Source organism: Deinococcus roseus (genome assembly GCF_014646895.1).
Classification (GTDB): Bacteria; Deinococcota; Deinococci; order Deinococcales; family Deinococcaceae; genus Deinococcus_C; species Deinococcus_C roseus.
Genome location: NZ_BMOD01000003.1, coordinates 39550 through 58247, shown reverse-complemented (window position 1 = coordinate 58247; position 18698 = coordinate 39550). Strand labels below are relative to the sequence as shown.

General features: G+C 54.5%; 13 protein-coding genes. 8 read left to right on the top strand and 5 right to left on the bottom strand.

What is annotated here, in order from left to right:
* Window positions 1-54: 54 nt before the first annotated feature.
* A complete protein-coding gene (locus tag IEY52_RS05750) occupies window positions 55-939 on the bottom strand; it encodes a ParB/RepB/Spo0J family partition protein (RefSeq protein ID WP_189001267.1) in 885 nt (294 codons plus the stop codon).
* Window positions 936-1904 (bottom strand): ParA family protein, encoded by a 969-nt coding sequence (locus IEY52_RS05745; protein ID WP_189001264.1) that lies wholly within the window; start codon window positions 1902-1904, stop codon window positions 936-938. Before IEY52_RS05745 ends, IEY52_RS05750 begins: the two co-directional genes overlap by 4 nt.
* A 236-nt stretch (window positions 1905-2140) precedes the next feature.
* On the opposite strand from IEY52_RS05745, the gene IEY52_RS05740 reads away from it, so the two are divergent.
* On the top strand, window positions 2141-2686 hold the full coding sequence (locus IEY52_RS05740) for a BON domain-containing protein (RefSeq protein ID WP_189001261.1): 546 nt from the start codon (window positions 2141-2143) through the stop codon (window positions 2684-2686).
* A 9-nt stretch (window positions 2687-2695) separates the two neighbouring features.
* The gene (locus IEY52_RS05735; RefSeq protein WP_189001258.1) at window positions 2696-3100 is read left to right on the top strand and encodes a hypothetical protein; all 405 of its coding nucleotides are present in this window, start codon (window positions 2696-2698) and stop codon (window positions 3098-3100) included.
* Window positions 3101-3413: 313 nt separating this feature from the next.
* Here IEY52_RS05735 and IEY52_RS05730 read toward each other — a convergent pair whose 3' ends face one another.
* Window positions 3414-4352 carry a LamG domain-containing protein gene (locus IEY52_RS05730; protein ID WP_189001255.1) on the bottom strand — a complete coding sequence of 313 codons (939 nt, stop codon included), beginning with the start codon at window positions 4350-4352 and terminating at the stop codon, window positions 3414-3416.
* Window positions 4353-4952: 600 nt separating this feature from the next.
* Between IEY52_RS05730 and IEY52_RS05725 the strand changes: the two genes are divergently transcribed.
* Together IEY52_RS05725 and IEY52_RS05720 are read left to right on the top strand one after the other, a co-directional pair.
* Entirely contained in the window at window positions 4953-6629 is a 1677-nt protein-coding gene (locus tag IEY52_RS05725; protein ID WP_189001252.1) for a glycoside hydrolase family 26 protein, read from the top strand.
* Window positions 6630-6843: 214 nt separating this feature from the next.
* Window positions 6844-7863, top strand: a complete 1020-nt coding sequence (locus tag IEY52_RS05720; protein ID WP_189001249.1) for a LacI family DNA-binding transcriptional regulator — start codon at window positions 6844-6846, stop codon at window positions 7861-7863.
* A gap of 326 nt (window positions 7864-8189) precedes the next feature.
* Here the strand turns inward: IEY52_RS05720 and IEY52_RS05715 are convergent, their stop codons facing one another.
* Entirely contained in the window at window positions 8190-12308 is a 4119-nt protein-coding gene (locus IEY52_RS05715; RefSeq protein WP_189001246.1) for a PA14 domain-containing protein, read from the bottom strand.
* A gap of 689 nt (window positions 12309-12997) precedes the next feature.
* Complete coding sequence (locus tag IEY52_RS05710; protein ID WP_189001243.1) at window positions 12998-14029, bottom strand: helix-turn-helix transcriptional regulator; 1032 nt, start codon at window positions 14027-14029, stop codon at window positions 12998-13000.
* A 240-nt stretch (window positions 14030-14269) separates the two neighbouring features.
* On the opposite strand from IEY52_RS05710, the gene IEY52_RS05705 reads away from it, so the two are divergent.
* The 4 genes from IEY52_RS05705 (at window position 14270) to IEY52_RS05690 (ending at window position 18652) form a co-directional block, all read left to right on the top strand.
* Window positions 14270-15775: a sugar ABC transporter ATP-binding protein gene (locus tag IEY52_RS05705; protein WP_189001240.1), complete on the top strand. Its 1506-nt coding sequence runs from the start codon at window positions 14270-14272 to the stop codon at window positions 15773-15775.
* Window positions 15762-16760 (top strand): ABC transporter permease, encoded by a 999-nt coding sequence (locus IEY52_RS05700; RefSeq protein WP_189001237.1) that lies wholly within the window; start codon window positions 15762-15764, stop codon window positions 16758-16760. The genes IEY52_RS05705 and IEY52_RS05700 overlap by 14 nt, the downstream gene beginning before the upstream one ends.
* Before the next feature lie 48 nt (window positions 16761-16808).
* The gene (locus tag IEY52_RS05695) at window positions 16809-17768 is read left to right on the top strand and encodes an ABC transporter substrate-binding protein (protein ID WP_189001234.1); all 960 of its coding nucleotides are present in this window, start codon (window positions 16809-16811) and stop codon (window positions 17766-17768) included.
* 323 nt (window positions 17769-18091) lie between these two features.
* Complete coding sequence (locus IEY52_RS05690) at window positions 18092-18652, top strand: DUF4384 domain-containing protein (RefSeq protein ID WP_189001231.1); 561 nt, start codon at window positions 18092-18094, stop codon at window positions 18650-18652.
* The last annotated feature ends 46 nt before the right edge of the window (window positions 18653-18698 follow it).

Here is an 18698-nt window from a genome sequence, read left to right as displayed (position 1 = left end):
CAAGAAAAACCCCTTTGCTGCGACGTCGCAGCAAAGGGGTTTGACCGTCCCTGTTTACTGGTAACGGGCAGCCAGGGTTTCAATTTCCTGCAGCAAATCCTTCAGGCGTTGCTGGTCCTCGCCAGAGAGCTTCTTGACCGGAACCCCCAGGTTCTTTTTGACCAGTTCGGAGATGGAGCGGCCTTTTTTGACCGGAGCCAGGAACTGGTTGATTTTCAGGCGCAAGTCTCTGGCACTGATGTTGAGGGCTTTTTGCAGCCAGCCTTCAAAGTCTTCATCTGCAAGGTGCTTGAGGCGGTTGAGTTCCACCGCTGAACTCATGCCCAGTTCTCCCTGTTGCAGCAAGGCCAGCACTCTGGGATGGTAATTCAGAATGGGAAGGCGTTTGGTCACAAAGGTGCCCAGTTCAGGAATGCGCACCAATTGGGTGAGCTTCTGGTACTCCTCGGTCAGTTCAGGCTGGCTTTCCGGGGTGCGGTAGGCATCCTGCAGATTTTTGATGATCTCTTGCTGTGATCTGTCCAGCCTGCGTTCCAGAATTTGCAAAGTGGCGACCAGTTGCTCGTAGGCATTCAGGTCTTCACGGTGGGCATTTTCCACAAAGGCCCGTTCCAGGTCTTCATGGGCATCACTGGCATTGCGGATGTACGCTGGAATCTCACTGAGTCCAGCAGCCCTGGCTGCCTGAAAGCGCCGCTCTCCAGCAATGATCCGGTAATATCCTGGCTTTTCAGGGTGGTTTCTGAGGGTGATGGGGGAGATCACCCCATACACCTTGATGGATTCACTTAAAGCCGCCAGCTCCTGGGGGTCAAAGTGCCTGCGGGGATTGTCCACACTGGGCAGAATGGCACTCAGACTGATCTGGTTTCCCAGCTTCAAAGCCCCCATCTGCACCTGCTGTTTTTCCTTGATGGTTTCAGGAACGCGGGGTTTCATGAGTTCACCGGGGCCTGGGTGAGGGATTCCAGCAGGGAAACAATTTGCTGCAGTTCAGCCTTGGTGGTTTCAATGCCGCTCATGTTGCGGTTGCTGTATTCCAGAGACAGCACAGGTCTGCATTCTGCGGCTGCAAACTCGAAAGGGGTGCTGCGTTCGGTCAGGCCATTGAAGTAGGGAACCCCCAGGCTGTCCAGCTGTTCACTGATCTGCTCGTTGGCGTATTTGACCCCGGAAGTCCTGCCTGCCCGGGTCAAAACGTACATCAAAATCTCCAGTTCTGGGTTGATGGAAGCAGATTCCTGCACCACGCTGAGGGTGGAACGGATGCTCCTGAGCCCCTTGATGGTGCTGGGGATGGGGCAGATCAGTTTGCTGGCACTGGCAGAGGCAATGCTGCTCAGGGTTTCTCCAGCAGGGCTGGCATCGATCAGGATGTACTGGTAGCCCCGTTCAGCCGCAATTTTTTTCAGGTGTTTGCGCAGGTTCAGCAGCTCTGCAATGTCTGCCCGACGCACCCTACGCAGGTCCTCATGTCCCGGAATCAAATCAAAACCAAAGCGGGTTTCAATGGGGGAGAGGGGCTGGTTTTCCAGAATGGCACTGAGTGCGGTGTGCTCAGGACGGATGTCCACATCGATCAGGTAGCCCAGAAATTCAGTCAGGTTGGCCTGGGAATCCAGGTCAACAGCCAGCACCTTGTAGCCTTTCTGGGCCAGCCCGTAAGCAAGTTCACGGGTGAGGGTGGTTTTGGCAGACCCCCCGGTGTGGTTGTACAGCGTGATGATTTCACTCATTCTCTTGCCTCCGTTTGCAAGTTCCCAGTAATCGCTGGGATGCATCAGCACCCCAATGGTTTTGTGATGGCTTGAGACATGCACGCTCTGTCCACGTTTCAGATCATCGAAATGCTGTTTGAGACCCTGCCTGAAATTGGAGATGGGCACAGTCTGTTTCCTTGCCATATGCTGTCAGTTATACACTGAAATGCCCCTGACAGGGTTCACAAATGTACAAAACAACTTTTGTTTTGACCAGGTCTAAAAGAATTTTTCTGCGCTGTCCTGAAGAAGAAAATCCACCTTGCTGCGACATCGCAGCAAAAAACCCCAGGCGCTCCAGTTGTGTGGGGATTCAGGCAGAATCTGTGGCGCTGAGTCGTTACCCTGAAACAGAATCCAACATGCTCAAGGAGGGCGTCATGTGGCCATTTGGAAAAAACATTGTGGAACAGATCAAAGACACTTTCGGACAGAACCGGGTCTCCAAAGACCTGCCCGTGCAGGTGGAAGAACAGAATGGCAATGTCATTCTGAAAGGGGAGGTGCCCACAGAGGACCACAAATCCCTGCTGGAAACCATTGCCCAGACCATCCGTGGGGTCAAAAACGTCAAAACCACGGACCTGAAAGTGCAGCAGGCATCTGCCCATAAAACCGCTTCCCAGAGCAATTCCCAGCACACCCAGGCCGAAATTCAGGAACTCCGCAACCGCAGCCGCATTGCCCGTGAGGTGCTGAAACGCCTGGAAGCCAACGCTGAACTGGCCGATGATCCCATTGCCGTGTTGCAATCTGGTCATGGTGTGGTGCTGCGGGGTGCCGTGGACAACCAGCACGAATACAACCTGGCCGTCAAGATTGCCCAGGAAACCCCAGAAGTGGAAAGCGTGGACAGCAGCGACCTGAGAATTGATCCCCAGGCCAAGCAGAAGTACAAATCCTCCCTGCAACAGCAAAGCTCCTGAGGTCCGCCCATGGCACACCTGAGCATCATCGTGAAACCCGACGGTCATTTTGATGTGGCCGTCACCGACACCAGTGGCATCTACCTGAACGACCAGTTTTCCAGAAGCAGCATCGAATCCACCTTGCGGGAACTGCAGTCCAGAAAAACCCTCAACATCGTGGGAGATCCCAGAGATGCGCAGATGCAAAATCTGGAATTTGGCCCTGGTGTGTTCAGGTTCATTCCCATTGATCTGGGTCTGGCTTCTGCAAGCTGGGGTGTGGATCTGGTGCTGCCTCAGGAGGGTGGGCCAGAGAAAGCCCTGCACATTGGGCGCTTTGAAACCCTTCTGGATGCTTTTGAAGATGCTCTGGATCAGGTGTACCGACCAGAAACTTCTGGTGAGGTGCTGGGAAAGAACAAGAACAAATAAAATGCAAAGCTGAGAATAAATCCAGCCAGACCGAATTGGGGCAGGGGAGAGGAGCAATCCAGTCCTCTCCCCCCTGTTCCCTGTAACACATGTTCCCGGTAAAGGTGTTTCAGCAAGTTCTGGGTGTTGTTGTCCAGGGGCCATGCAGCTGGGTCAGCCAGAAGTGTGGAATTGCAGCCAGACCTGAGATGATCAACTGCAGGCTGAAAATCAGCAAAAGATCAGCAAAAGAAAAAAACCCACGCCAGTTGCGGGTGGGTTCTCTTGATGCAGGCACTTCGGTTCAAGAAGAGGAAGGTCCTGAAACTGGATTTCACCAGCGGGTGTAGAACAGGCCCTGGTAACGCGCGTTGGCATTGGGGTTGCTGGAAGGATAAGCGCCCATGAAAGACTGGATTCCAGAAGAGTTGTCTCCGCGCCAGTAGTTCATGAAGATGTAGGTGGGATCACTGGGGAAGTGGGCGGTGTTGACGTTGAGTGCTCCACCGTAGGCGTTGTTGCGGTACACGTGGACGGTGTAGCTGCCTTCTCTGTAGTTGAAGGATTCTGCAGGAGGGGTGCCCCGGTTCATGGTGAAGATCACGTTGTTGCCATATTTCCATTGCACCGAGTTGGTGTCCCAGTTGAACAGGGCAGCCGTGTAATTGCCAGAGTTCACGATGCCTGTGCCCACATCAATGAAGCCTTCGTAGATGTATTTGTCACTGGTCGAGGAGGCCTGAAAGATCACGGCCACGTGGTAGCGGGCCTTGCTGGCGGTGGTGGCTCCGGGCCAGTTGGGGATGTACTCGATGTCGATTTCCTGCCAGCTGCCGCCTCCGGTGTCCCAGCGTTTGAAGGTGAAAATGCTGGCCAGGGTGCCCGAAACATTGTCCAGATTGAAATTCCCACCAATGGTGGAACGAGGTGCTGCTTTGCGTTCTTTGGTTTTCAGTTCTGCACAGCGGCTTCCAGAAGTGTTGAGGCGCAAATTCAATTTGCCACTGTTCTGGCCTGTGGCATCCGGGGCAGCATTGGCAGAATTGAAGGTGCAACCGAAAGGTGCTCCGTTGAAGTTGTTGGCAGCTTGCCAGAGGTCGGTGTTGTAGCTCCAGAAAGCAAAGTCATCATAGAAGCTTCCACCGCCCCAGGCTTGCCCTGCTCCAGGGGTGTTGGTGTCTCCCTGCTTTTGAATGGCAGCGGAGTTGAGGCTGGGGGTCTGGCTGCAAGCAACGAACAGAAGAGCGCAGGACAACAACAGGGGGTTTTTCATGGTGGATCTCCTTGAAAGACACACAGGTCTCTGGACCGGATTCGGAGGACATCCGGAACAGATGAAGAACAGGAATGGAAGAAGCAGGACTGTGCAAGTCCATGCAAAGCTGCAAACCAGCGACATTGCTGGTGTTTGGGTTGTTTCTGTGTCTTCACCATACTCCATGAAAAGGCTTTCTGCAAGAGGTGTGTGTTTGACATGCAGAAAAGGGCTTCTTTGCGAAGGGTCATGAAAATCCAGAAAAGCTTTCATGACATCTTGATCGGGCTGCCTTCCAAAATGCTTTACCGGGAAAACATGTGTGAAATAGGGAATCTCCCCCGACCTGACTGTTTTCGAGGGGTTCCCCTGAAACCCCTCTTGAAGAAAAGGTTTTCAAGTGCTACGCTGAAAACCAGCAAGACCAACAGAAAGAACTGGACAGCAAGACCGCCTTGCAATGTCCCATCACCCCTGAGGCACCCCCTTTGATGGCATGGTGCAGGACTCAGGGCAGGTGATGGACTGTCTTCCAGGCTTTTTCTCCTGCAACTTGAAAAGCTTTTCTTGTTGTCCAGTGGCTTTCCGGCTGAGAGGTAACCTGTGACATCGATCTCCATGAAAACCGCACCCCGCCTCCTTGTGCTCACCGTGCTGCTCACCAGTTGTGCCACCCAGGGTCTGCCCCAGACGACACCCACTGGACCTGCCTCCGGCATCGCTGGACTTCCCATCCTCAAAGACCAGAATGCAGACAGCACCAGTGGCGTGTTTTTCGGGATTTTCCGCGAAAGAGACGACCATGCCGCAGTGGCCAATGAAGTGGCCAACGACCTGCGTTTCAAGCCTGCCACTGTGATGTGGTATTCCTCCTGGAAAGTAGGCAGCAATTTCCCCAAAGCAGATGTGCTGGGCCTCAGCAAACAGGGCGTGGTGCCCAACATCACCTGGGAGCCCTGGGACTGGACCCTGCCCCTCAATGACCCCAAGCAGATCAAGCTGCAAGACATTCTGGACGGCAAGTTTGACGATTACATCCGCAGCTGGGCCAAAGCTGCCAAAGAAGTCAATGTGCCGTTCCTGCTGCGCTGGGGCCACGAATTCAACGGCAACTGGTACCCCTGGGCCGTCTCCACCAACGGTCAGGACCCCACCGTTTTTGTCAAAGCCTACCAGCATGTGCATGACATCTTCAAAGCAGAAGGCGCAACCAAAGTGCAGTGGATCTGGTGTTACAACAACGCAGATGTTCCCGGAGACGCCTGGAACGATGTGGCCAGAGCCTACCCCGGAGATGCCTACGTGGACTGGGTGGGCCTGGACGGGTACAACTGGGGCACCAACCCCTCCTGGGGAAGCTGGGCACCCTTTAAAGATGTGTTCAAAGGCGCTTATGACCGTGCCCTGAAAATTGCCCCTGGCAAACCCATCATCATCGGAGAATTTGCTTCCTCAGAAGTGGGTGGAGACAAGGGCCAGTGGATCCTCAACATGTTCTCTGATTTGCCCAGACTGTTCCCACAGATCAAGGCCATCGTGTGGTTCGACATTCAGAAAGAAGAAGACTGGCGCATTGATTCTTCCCACAACAGTTTTGAGCGTCTGGCCCTGGGTCTGCGCAGCAAGGACATCCGCGGCAATGGTGCAGCCCTGCTCAAAGTGCCTGCTTCGATTGTTCCCCCACTGCCCCCCGCTGGAGACAGCAAGAAACTGGCCACCTTTGAAACCCTTGCAGAAGTCCGTCTGGTCACGCAGGAAGGCGGGAAAGTGTTCCTGGGCGGTTTTCAGGAGCAGGCTGCACAGCCCAGCACCTTCAGCAACCAGGACCAGGGCAATGAACCCCCGGCTGTGGTGTACCCCGCAGGAGACGGACAGACCCAGCACGCAGGTTTTGACTTTGGCATCAAATCCCCCAATGCCTACGCTGGCGTGGTGATGAGCCTGGAAGTGAAACCCAGAAATGCAGAAGGCAAGCAGGTTTCCGTGGATTACAGCAGCTTTAAGACCCTCAGGGTCACCCTGAAAGCCACCGGAACCACCAAACTGCGTCTGGAATTCATTGGGGACAAGTCACTGGGCATTCAGGATGGCAGCTACCCCCAGGTGTATGTGGATGTTTCTGCAGCCACCAAAACCGTCGATGTGCCCATCAGCAGTTTTGCGCAACCCGACTGGGCATCCGTGAAAAAGACCACCACAGAAGTGCTCAAGCAACTCATCACTTTCAACGTGGTGGCAGACACCGTGCCTTCCAGTGGCAATGTGCAAATTGACGACCTGATGCTGCTGCCTTAAAGGGCCGGGCGAAAGGATGTGCAGGGAAATCTCACTTGAGGAAGTTTACAGTAAACAGTTTACAGTGGACAGCCAGAGAGATGATTTTCATGCATTGTACAGGCAACTGTTCTGAAGCGAGAGAAAACAGGAAGAGGGCCGTGGGTGCAGTGTGAAAACTTGCCCTCGGCCCTCTGGCGCTCCTCCGCTTATACTGTTCATGACAGGGAATCCCATGAAGAAACGCAACGTCACCATCAATGAAGTCGCCCGTGCTGCCGGGGTGTCCATCAGCACCGTTTCACGCATCATCAACGGCAGTGCTTTTGTGGCCGAGGACAAGAGGGAAGCGGTGGAAACGGCGCTCAAGGACCTGGGTTTCCAGCCCAATTACCTGGCCCGCACCCTGATCAGCGGAAAGAGCATGAGCATCGGGGTGATCGCCGAGGACATCGTGAGCCCCTACTTTGCGGATGTGATTCGCGGCATCGAGCACCACCTGCTGGACACCGATTACCAGCCGATTTTGAACAGCGGTCACTGGTCGAGTCCTTACGAACAGCGGGCCATTGAAACCCTGATCTACCGCAAGGTGGACGCCATGATCCTGCTGGGCAGCACCCTCCCAGACGAAAAACTCCGGGAAATTGGTGAACGGATTCCGCTATTCGTGTTCGGACGCAGTGTGCCAGGGATGGAGGAGCGCTGTCTGGTGCTGGACCAGTTCAAGGGCGGTTACATTGCCACCCGGCACCTGATCGAACTGGGCCACCGGGACATTGTGCATGTGACCGGGCCGGAAAACCACCAGGATGCCCAGGAGCGCCTGAGGGGTTACCAGACGGCCCTGGAAGAAAGCGGCCTGACCTTCAATCCACAACTGGTGCTGCATGGGGATTTTCTGGAGCGCACCGCTTACATGGCGACCCTCAAACTCATCGAGAGCCTGAGTTCCTTCACTGCGATTTTTGCTGCCAACGACCAGATGGCTGCAGGAGCGAGGCTGGCCCTGTACCGCAAAGGACTGCGCATTCCCGAAGATGTGTCTCTGGTTGGTTACGACGATTTGCCCGGAACGGCGTTCATGTCCCCTCCGCTCACCACCGTGCACCAGCCCACCTACGACATCGGACAGGCGCTGGGCAGGCACGTGCTGCGGGTCCTCCGGGACGAGGAATCCCCCATGCCCGACTTTGACCTGACGCTGGTGGTCCGGGAATCCACCTCCAGGCTGCACCGGGGCTACCGGGTGTGATGTCAGGAGACAAACAGGATCTGGAGAAAGTGCGGCAGTTCCACAGGCAGGACTTGAATGATGGGCTGAGGCACCTTTTCAGTTTTGGTATCCCGTGTTTTGCAAGCCCTTGGGTCCTTCCTGGAAACGCTGAATCCTGAGGTGTGATCAGGGTGAAAGCGTCAGGTGAAGTTCAAGAGCTTGTCCCACAGAGGAGACACGGTTCACCATCAGGCTCTACAACAGAAGAGGGCACCCCTGGGGTGCCCTCTTGCCATTTGTCGTGAAGCTGGTTTTGATTCCGATCGTTTCGAACTTCTGGATTCCGATGTTGAAAACAGAAAGGATCAATAGTTGGTTTTCAACCAGGACAGCCAGTGCGCCCAGGTCATCAATTTGCAGTAATTTTTGGGGTTGGAGATACAGGGCATCCAGCCAATGTTCTCATCTGCTGGAGTCAACCCTTGAATGAGCTGATCAGCACGTATTTTTGCAGTGTTGATCGCATCCCCAGCGGTGGAGGCTTTGATATCGACACGTTGACTGTTGCCTGTGAAAGTTGTACCGCTGAAGAATTGAAAGTAAATACCTTCTATGCTCCAGTACTCTGGGGTGGTCGAAGTTGCATTGATCTTGACTGGAGCATTGAAAGAGGCAGCATTCACCAGGGGAGAACAAACCAGTTGCACAAACACGTTGGAGGTGGGTTCAGTGGGGTCACTGCTGCGTACCACCAGCGTTGCAGAATGAGTGCTGGGAGCAGAAACTGAGGCAGAAGGTGCAGGGCACTGACCAATCAGGTTCACTGTGGCGGTTTCACCAGGATTCAGGTAGCTTCTGGTGCCTGCCCCCTCCACCGTGAGCCAGGAAACTGAGGATGCGTCCACCGAAAACCGCAAGGGCAAGGTCGCATGAACGTTTTGAATGGTGATTTTCCCGATGGGTGTTCCGCTCCATTCCACTTTGCCACTGCCGTAGAATTTTGGACTCTCGGCTTTAACTGTGCCTGAGCCTTTGCATTTGATGTAAATGGGAAGCGTCTTGCTGTCAGTTGGCTCCGTGGGATCGTTGTGTTTCACCACGAGTCCCACCAGACCGTCAAATTCCCGGTCACAATAAATGTCATGGTCCAGACGGATTTCTCCTTGTGGAGCCACAATGCCACTCATGGCCTGGGGGTTTTTGAACTGCACTGCAGAAGTGGGCACGCCGAGGTATCTGGGGGTCACCGAGTAGGTGAGGTCCCTGCAGCCCAGGTTTTTCAACACCAGGGTCTCGCTTTGTCTGGATTCTGCCTGCATGTCATAAGTGGCCGGGGTGTTCTCATCGTAGTAGCGACCATCTTTGTATATTTTAGCGAAAATGAATGGGTCTCCAGTGGAGAACTTGGCAGTCAAAAGATTGCTTTTGGGCTTGAAGTTGGGATCACGGTTTGCGGAGTGATCGTTTGCATATATTTGAAGATTCATCAAGTGGTCGTTAACAGCATCGGTTGCAATACGCTCAAAAATAGCCAGCACCTGTATGGCTTTAAAGCTATTTTCTAATAGATTAACACGAGCCATCGATGCTTCAAAAGCATCTGCCGTTAAACGTCCGTGTTTTCGAATGGCATCCAAAGCAAACGTTTCCCGAGTGTAGCTGCCATCTGATGCCTGGGCCAGTTGATAGAAACCATCAATGGATGCATATACTGCACCTAGCGAACCTACGGCGGCATTGTAAATAGCAACTGGGTCACTCACGTCATGATCATTAGCAAGATCCAGTAGTGATTTTGTGAAATCATTGGTGAAAGCATCAACCAACCCATTGATCTTTTGGAGCATGTCGTTGTGGTTTCCGCCATAGCCTGATTGCACCAAGCCAAACTCTATCATGGGGAAAAGTGCCGTCAGGACGTTCTCTGTCAATGGAGATTTAAAAGCAGCATCATCCCAAGGCGCTCCACGATTGCCAACAGTACCCGAGGCAACAACAGTGTATACTCCACAAGGATTTGGATCCGTCAATCGCATTTTGATATGACTGTCTGGATTATTGGCTACAGCAGCATAAAGGGCATATCCAAAAGTGTCCAACAAAAACGAAGGGGGCGTTCCAGCAAATGTTGCCGTAGGCTCTCCCGGATTCTTGCAGGAATTTCCATTTTCCGAGGGTTCGCACATGATTGACTGGTTATAGCTATTTAATTCAGAGAAACGAATGTCATCTCTGTCTCCCGGAAAGACAAAGAAGCGCTGTGCAATGACCGCCTGCGTCCATACTCCAAATGTTTGGGTGCTGGCCGTATAATCAATGAGGTGGTTCATGGATCGCAGGTCAAAATCTTTGATGATGGTCTGTTTGGTCACCTGAATACTGCTTCCCTGTTCCAGGTACTCTTTCAACCAGAGGCTGGATTTTTCGTTCAGGCTGTTACTGGTGTACGTTCCGCTTAAGAATGTGGTGACATCAGACCGGCCTTTCAGGAACTGGTAATACCCCAGACGCTGTTGATAAGGGAGATACTGAGCAAAGAAATGCATGAACACTGCAGACAAACCAGAGTTGTACCGATTGAACTGCAGTTCTTGCTTGTCCTTGCCAATCACCACATCTTGGCCAATGACTTTCCCACTGCTGTCCAGCAAAAAGACCCGTGCAATGCTAGTGGGTGAGTAGGGAACATACACCCCTTTGCTGGTTGCATTCACTGAAACTTCTTGTGTGGGACTCAGTACAGTGGCGGCGCCAGAAATATTTTCCATCGTAAAAGGAACCCTCTTGTGCAGTACTTCAGGCAATGGAATCTGTACAATAGGTAGAGGTTTCAATAGGGTTGTGGGGATCACCTGCCTTGCCTGACTGACACTCTCCCACTCCAGTTTGGCCTGAGCATTTCCAGTGTTGTGTTTGTACTCAATTTGCAAATCCACCTTCTGGTCCCCTTTAAGGGTGATCGAGCCCAAGGCATTCACCGGAGTGGCACTGTCCCACTGGTCGATGATGATCTTGTGGTTCACCCGCAGGCGGATCCCGTGCCCTCCAGTGAAGTAGAAGGTGTAGGTTTCGTTGAAGGATGGCGTGATGCTCCCACTCCAGCGCACACTGTAGGTCTCAGGGGCAATGTATGGCGCTGGAGACCACCCTCCCCAGTTGAAGTTGATTCCGGCAGACAGCCGTTCCACACGCTTGCTGGTGAAATCGGGGTTGTCAAAGTATTCTGCCCTGAGGCCCTGCTGGGTGTCGTTCAGGGTGGCAATGCTCTGCACCGGAGCCAGGGGCTGCACCACCGAGGTCACCGCAGTGGAGGTGTTTTCTGGCGCAATGCTTTTGCTGATGCAGTTTTTGTCGTTGGCGTACCCGGGGGTCCCCAGATTCCAGTTCGCAGGAGTCGTGGAGGTTCCGGCCACCAGCACGGGGTTCTGACTGGCATCCAGGGTCGCACGGGCCACCTGGCGGTTGAACATGTTCCACTGCAGCATGAAGTCACTCCGGCCATCCAGCCAGGTGTTCAGGCTCGCCTGATCCGTGCCGATGCCGTAAGGACGGGAGTAATAAATGCCCAGGTGGCTGAGAAAACGCCGGTCGGTGGTGGAGGCGTTGTTGTAGCCGCGCAGCATGAATTTGAAATTGGGCAGGGGGTTGGTCGCTGTGTTGTAGGTTTTGGCTCCGGTGGGTTCATACACGGTGTAACTGGGAGTGGTGACTTTCAGGTACCCTTCCTGGTAGGGCATGTCCACCTTCACCCAGTCGTTTTTGGTGGCTCCAGTGGCAGGGTCCTTGTAGTTCGCCTGGATCACTTCAGGGCGGGTTTTCACGGTGGGGTCCAGGTAGAATTCCAGTTTGGCCTGCTGGCCCCCTGGGAGGCGCACCTGGTTGCCATCTACCGTGGCATTCACGGTCTGCCCTGCCGGATTGATGGTGCTCTGAATGCTGCCGTCTGGATTGACCAGTTTGTAGGTGTTGGCGGTGCTGATCACTGGCAGGCTGTAGTCTTTGGTGGTGGCCTGGTAAATCAGGCCGTAGCTCACCGAACCGTTCAGGTACACATTTGAGAGGGCCACATTCTGGGTGTTGTCTGCGCCAACCAGTTTCCCAGGAATGCTGAAGGTGGGGCTGTACAGGTACTGGTAGTTCAGGGGTGCAGGGTAGGCTTTGTTGCCTGCAGCATTGATGGTGTAATCGGTGAGTTTGAAGTACGGGGCGGGTCTGAGGTCGGTGGTGAAGGTGCTGTAGTTCAAGGGGGCACCATTGTCACTGACGTAAATCCATTGCCTCCAGATGGGTCCTGCGCTGCCATACGGGTAATTTCCTCCAGCAGCAACATTGCTGCACAGGGGAGCGGTGCCCATGGGGGTGATGTCTGGTGTGGTCTCAGTGACTGGTCCGGTGGGTTTGGAGGCTGCAGGTGGCCTGAGCAGACCACAACTGGAAAGCCCGAGTGCTCCTAGGAGCAGCAGGCTGAGTTTCAGGTTGTGCATTTCATAAACCTCTGGGCGTGTGCGAGAAAGCTTCAGAATCAATGGAATTCATTTATGGATAACGGATTTGTTGCAGAATTGTTTCACCTCGATCACATCTTAAAGCCTTTCAGGTCAAAAATGATATCTTAATGAAAATACATGAAGAAAGATTTAGATGGCCCTGGACATATCAGAGCAAAATTTAAAGGGGTTTCAGAAAAATACAGACCAGGTCGAGTTTGCAGAGGGTGACTGGATTTTGGATTGGATCGTTGAGAGGGCTCAAGATCTCTGTCAATGCCCTGGGTCATCTCCTGGATCTGGTGGTGCCTCCAGCCAACGAGAAGTGTTGCTCCCAAGAGATAGAAGTCGCAAAACAGATCCAGATTGTGCCGATATCAATGTGGAGATTGCCTGTGTGGGTCGGGGTCACACCAGGGAAGAGGTCGTTCCCCAGGAAGCTTTGGAGGGTGGATCAAGCTGCAAGGGTGAAATGTCCGCAATTCAAGAACAGCTTGCTGCTGCAGCCCCAATGCTGGGTCTTAGAGCGGTCTTTTGGGCGGTTGTCACGTTTCAGGCGAGGAACGAGAGACTGCGAAAGACCCTCTGAGACCGTCAAAGGTTTGCATGTTCTGGCTTTTGCTTTTTTGCTGCTCCACCGGGCAAACCCTCCAGGGGCATGACTTCCTGACATGCTCTAGAGAAAATCACAATGTGGGCACCCGACCAGACAACCCCCCAAACCTTCTTTTGCGGTATTCACTTGGGGTGCAGCCTTCTCTGGCTTTGAAACTGTTGGCAAAATACTGGCTGGAATTGAAGCCGCAACGGTTGCTGATCTCGGTGATGCTCAGCTCCAGATACTGATCCAGCAGTTGCCGTGCCAGATTGAGCCGCTGGTGGTTCAGGTGGTCAATGGGGGTCATGTTGGTGATGCTCAGGCAATAATGCGAGAACTGGCTGCGGCCCAGGTTGCAGTGTTCAGCCATGCTGTTTAAGGTCCAGGGCTGCTCCAGATGTCCCGTCAGATGGTGCAAAAACAGCTCCACAGTGCGGTAGGCTCCGGGGAGGGCCTGACTGGCGTGTTCCTGCTGGTCCAGCAGGTCCAGCACCCCCACCACCAGTTCGTTGATGTGCAGTTTCAGTCTGGCAGCCACCTGCTCGGGTTCAGGAAGCAGCAGGGCTGCACGGATGCGGCTGAAACAGCGGGCCACTTCTGCGTTCCCGTGCCAGACCGGAGTTTCGTGGCTCTGCATCAGGGCTGCAAAACGCTGCAAATCTGTTGCAGAGCACACCAGCCATTCGGGCCAGTGCCATTCGGACTGGGGCCCTGTGGCTCCCACATCCAGCAAAAGCCAGTGGTAGGTGCTGGCTTCAATGCCAGGATGTCCCAGACGGTGCCTCTGGAAAGGCCGGGTGAGGGTCAGCGTTCCAGTATGGAGGAGCCAGCTGTCCGTTTCCAGGGCAAAACCCAGTTTTCCCCGTTCCACATAACCGAATTCCAGTCCGGTGTTGCGGTGCCAGTCCATGCCCCAGTCCTGTTTTCTGGGGGCGTTCCAGGTGCCCACCGAGCGCACCTCTGGAACCATGTGTTTTTCAAAGGAGCGCCCTGGATACAGGTCATGGCCCCAGGCCAGCAAATCCAGTGTTCCCGCCCGTGCTGCAGCCTTCAGGGGCGCACAGGTGTCCTGACAATAGGTGCGCTCCTCAGCCTGGATGGTGGCAGCAGGGTCTTCCATAAGGGGTTATCTGTACAGTACCGGAAGTCCGGGTTTTCCACAAGCAGCAACCTTAAGAATTGAACGTGCCAGATGTGTAAAATTTACCACTCATGGATTGTGCAAGCTTTTGGTCTGGGTTTTTTCTACACTTGGATCATCGCTTTTCCTCTTTCCTTGTGATGCTTTCAGGGCTGTGCTGTTCCCTGATGTCTCCTGAACTTTTCTGCAACTCTGGCGTCTCAGCCCGAGGAGGTCTTTTTGTCGTTCCTGGCGTTTCAGAACATTTCCAAATCCTACGGACCGGTTCCGGTGTTGCACGGGGTCAGTTTTGCCCTGCAGCAGGGAGAGGTCCACGCCATCATCGGAGAGAATGGGGCAGGCAAAAGCACGCTCATGAAAATCCTTTCCGGGTACACCCCCAGCAGTTCAGGGGAACTGTTGCTGGACGGCAGACCCTTGCAGTTCAAAAGCAACCGAGAAGCAGAACAGGCAGGCATTGTGCTGATCCACCAGGAGTTCAATCTGGTGGAGGACCTGTCCATCACAGACAACATTTTTCTGGGCCGTGAACTGAAAAACGGCCTGCTTTTAAACGATGCTGCCATGCAGGCCCAGGCAAAAGCCCTGCTCTTGCAGGTGGGTCTGGACCTGGACCCCAGAACCCGCGTGAGAGACCTGATCATTCCGCACAAGCAACTGGTGGAAATCGCCCGTGCCCTTTCCCGGCAGGCCAGGGTCCTGATTCTGGATGAACCCACCGCCACCCTCACCCCCACCGAGACCGACGTGCTGTTTTCCATCATGCAGGAACTGAAATCAAAGGGGGTGACCCTGCTGTACATCTCCCACAAACTCGATGAGGTGAGCCGCATCTCAGACCGGGTGACGGTGCTCAGAGACGGGCGTTTTGTGACCACCCGCCACACCCCAGAGGTCAATCAGCTGGAAATGGCAAACCTGTTGGTGGGCCGTGACCTGCAGGACATGTTCCCGGAAAAAGCTGTCTTGCCCGAGGCCAAAAAGGTGCTGGAGGTGCGCCATGTTACGGTCCCCGGATGGGCAAAAGATGTCAGTTTTGACCTCAGGGAAGGGGAGATCCTGGGATTTGCCGGTCTGGTGGGTGCAGGCCGCACCGAGCTTTTTGAGGGGTTGCTGGGCCTCAGACCGCGCACCTCTGGAAAAACCATCTACCGGGGCAAGGAACTGAAAATCCACAACCCCAGAGATGCTGCGAAAGCCGGTCTGGTCTACCTCAGCGAGGACCGCAAAGGCAAAGGGCTCCTCATGGACAGTCTGCTCAGGCCCAACCTGACCCTCAGTGTGCTCAGCCTTTATGCCAAACCCCTGCTGAATTTTCAGGCAGAACAACGTGCTCTGGACAACGCCCGCATGGAGTACAACATCCGGGCAGACCGCTCAGACACCTTTGCAAGGTCGCTCTCCGGGGGCAACCAGCAGAAACTGGCCCTCGCCAAAATCATGCAACTGAATCCCGATGTGATCATTCTGGACGAACCCACCCGTGGGGTGGACATCGGGGCCAAACGGGAAATTTACTTTCTGATGGCCAAACTGGCCTGGGCGGGTCGCAGCGTGATTGTGATTTCCAGTGAACTCCCGGAATTGCTGGGGTTGTGTCACCGCATTGTGGTGATGCGCCAAGGCGAGGTGATGGGCGTGCTGGAAGGCAAGGACCTCAGCGAGACCGAAGTGATCCAGCATGCCACTGGCGTGAAAAGGGGAGACGTGCATGTCACAGCCTGAAGTCAAAACCACCCCTGCAAGCCCGCGTTTCCGTTTCGATGTGCTCAGTTATGGTCCCCTGCTGGGCCTGATCCTGCTGTGCATTGTGGGTGCTGTCCTCAACCCGGATTTTGCCACCTGGGGCAACATCAGCAACGTGCTGACCCGCACCTCTCTGGTGGGCATCATCGCCATTGGGGCCACTTTTGTGATCATCTCTGGAGGGATTGATCTGTCTGTGGGGTCCTTGCTGGCCTTGCAGTCCGGGGTGATGATCCTGACCTTAAATCATCTGGTGGGCAGCATGGGGGCCAGTGTCCCGACGCTGCTGCTGGGTTTGCTGGCTGCGGTGGTCGCTGGGTTTGTGGTGGGGTTGCTGCACGGCTTGCTGATCACCCGTGGTCGCATCGAGGCCTTCATCGTGACCCTGGGAACGGCGGCCATTTTCCGGGCCGTGCTGACCGAACTGGCCCAGGGGGGCACCCTGACCTTTCAGAATTCCAAACTGGCAGACCTCTACAGCCCCGTCTATTACGCCGCCCCCCTGGGCATTCCCATTCCCATCGTGGTGTTTCTGGCTGTGGCCCTGATTGCAGGATTGATCCTCAACCGCACCCCATTTGGACGCTATGTGCAGGCCATTGGCAGCAACGAGCAGGTGGCCCGGTACGCCACCATCCGGGTGGATCAGGTGAAGGTGTGGGTGTACGTGTTCCAGGCGCTCTGTGTCACCATCGCGACCATCCTGTACGTGCCCAGGCTGGGCAGTGCCAGCAACAGCACCGGACTGGGGTTTGAATTGGAAGCCATCGCTGCTGTGATCATCGGGGGAACCTCCCTGAGGGGTGGCAACGGCAAGATTTTTGGAACTGTGATCGGGGCGATTTTGCTGACCACCATCGGGAACGTGCTCAACATCACCAGCCTGATTTCCGAGTACCTCAATCCAGCGGTGCAGGGGGTGGTGATCATCATCGTGGCGTTCCTGCAACGCAACCGCAAGTAGAAACATCCAAGAAGCCCACAGCAAGCACACAAATCTGGAGGAGAAAGCATGAAAAAAGCACTTCTGACTGCAGGAATTCTCACCACAGGACTTCTCATCTCGGGGCTGTCCTTTGCCCAGAACAAGAACGCCGTGATTGGCGTTTCCATTCCCGCTGCCGACCACGGCTGGACCGGAGGGGTGGTGTACTGGGCCAACCGCACCAAAACCGAACTGGAGAAGCAGTACCCGGGCCTCAAAGTCATTGTGAAAACCGCCAAGGACGCCAACGATCAGGCCAACCAGTTGCAGGATTTGCTGACCGTCAACAAAATTGACACCCTGGTGGTGCTGCCCTATGAGTCCGGTCCCCTGACCCGGCCCATCAAGCAACTGCACGACAAGGGGGTCTTTGTGACCGTGGTGGACCGTGGTCTCACCGATGAGACCGCCCAGGACGCTTACGTGGCCGGAGACAACCCCGGAATGGGCAAGGTCAGCGCAGAATACCTTGGGAAACAGCTGGGCGGCAAAGGGCAGATTGTGGTGCTGCGCGGCATCCCCACCGTGATTGACAACCAGCGGGTGGATGCTTTCGAGGCCACCCTCAAAGCCAAATACCCCAACATCAAGATCCTGGACAAGAAATTCGCCAACTGGAACCGCGATGATGGTTTCAAGGTCATGCAGGATTTCCTGACCCGTTTCCCCAGAATTGACGCGGTGTGGGCGCAGGACGATGACATCGCCGTGGGTGTCCTGAAAGCCATGGACCAGGCCAAACGCACCGAGGTCAAATTCGTGCTGGGCGGTGCAGGCATGAAGGAGTTCATCAAGAAGGTGATGGATGGAGACAAACTGGTCACGGGGGATGTGACTTACGCCCCTTCCATGATCGCTGACGCCATGAAACTGACCGCAAAAAGTGTGGTGACCGGCAGCAAGATGGCCAAAACCACCATCATTCCCTCGGTGCTGATCACCAAGCAGAACGCCAAGAATTACTACTATCCAGACAGCCCATTCTGAATTCCATCCTGTCTGGACCACATTCGGGGGAGCAGTCTTTTGAACAACGGATTTTTTGAGGTTTGAACCCCCCTTTTGCAAAAGATCATTCCACCTCCCTCAGATGGGGTCTGGGGGAGGTTCTGATTTTGGCTGTTCCCTATTGATGTTCGCCAAAAGCACTGCAAGTGCTTTTGGCTGAGCAAAGCGAATAGAACGGTCAGGACACCCAGACCACCTACGGTTCTTTTTGTGTAGATCAATAAAGATTTCAGCAACCCTTTGTTAAGGGAAAAGCCGTCCCATATCATCTTCAGTCCGGCCTCAGGGTTTACCGTGAACCCATGAAAAAGATGCTGCTGATGTTTTCCCTTTTGACCCTTTCCAGCACTTTGCCCGCTCAGGCTGCGCCCTCGGTGACCTCTCAGGGTGTGATTGTGAACCCGTATTACACCGATCTGCAGGCCCACCTGTGGCTGGACCGCGCTGGAAACACCCCCGATTACGCTTCTGGAGAAGAAATCCAGTTTTTCACCCAGGTCAATGAAGATGCCTACGTGTACCTGTTCAACCTGGATGCTTATGGCCGGGTGGATCTGATCCTGCCCAACCGCTTCTCTGCCGGAGCGCACTTTGTGCAGGCTGGGGATCAGGTGGCTTTTCCAGACCAGAACGATGGTTTTGCTTTTGAGGTGGCCCCTCCCAGAGGCCTGAACCAGATCATTCTGCTGGCTAGCAAGACTCCGCTGGATCTGGACCGGGTGGCGGATTTCCGCTTTGGCAACACCTACAGGACCTCTTTTGCGGATTCTCCAGATGAATTTGTGGACAAAATGTCTGTGGTGCTCAGTGACGTCTGGGACGAAGACTGGGTGACCGATACGGTGTACTACAACATCTACTGACCCTGAAGTTTGCCCTTTTCTGGCCCAGAGCATTTGCATTCTGGGC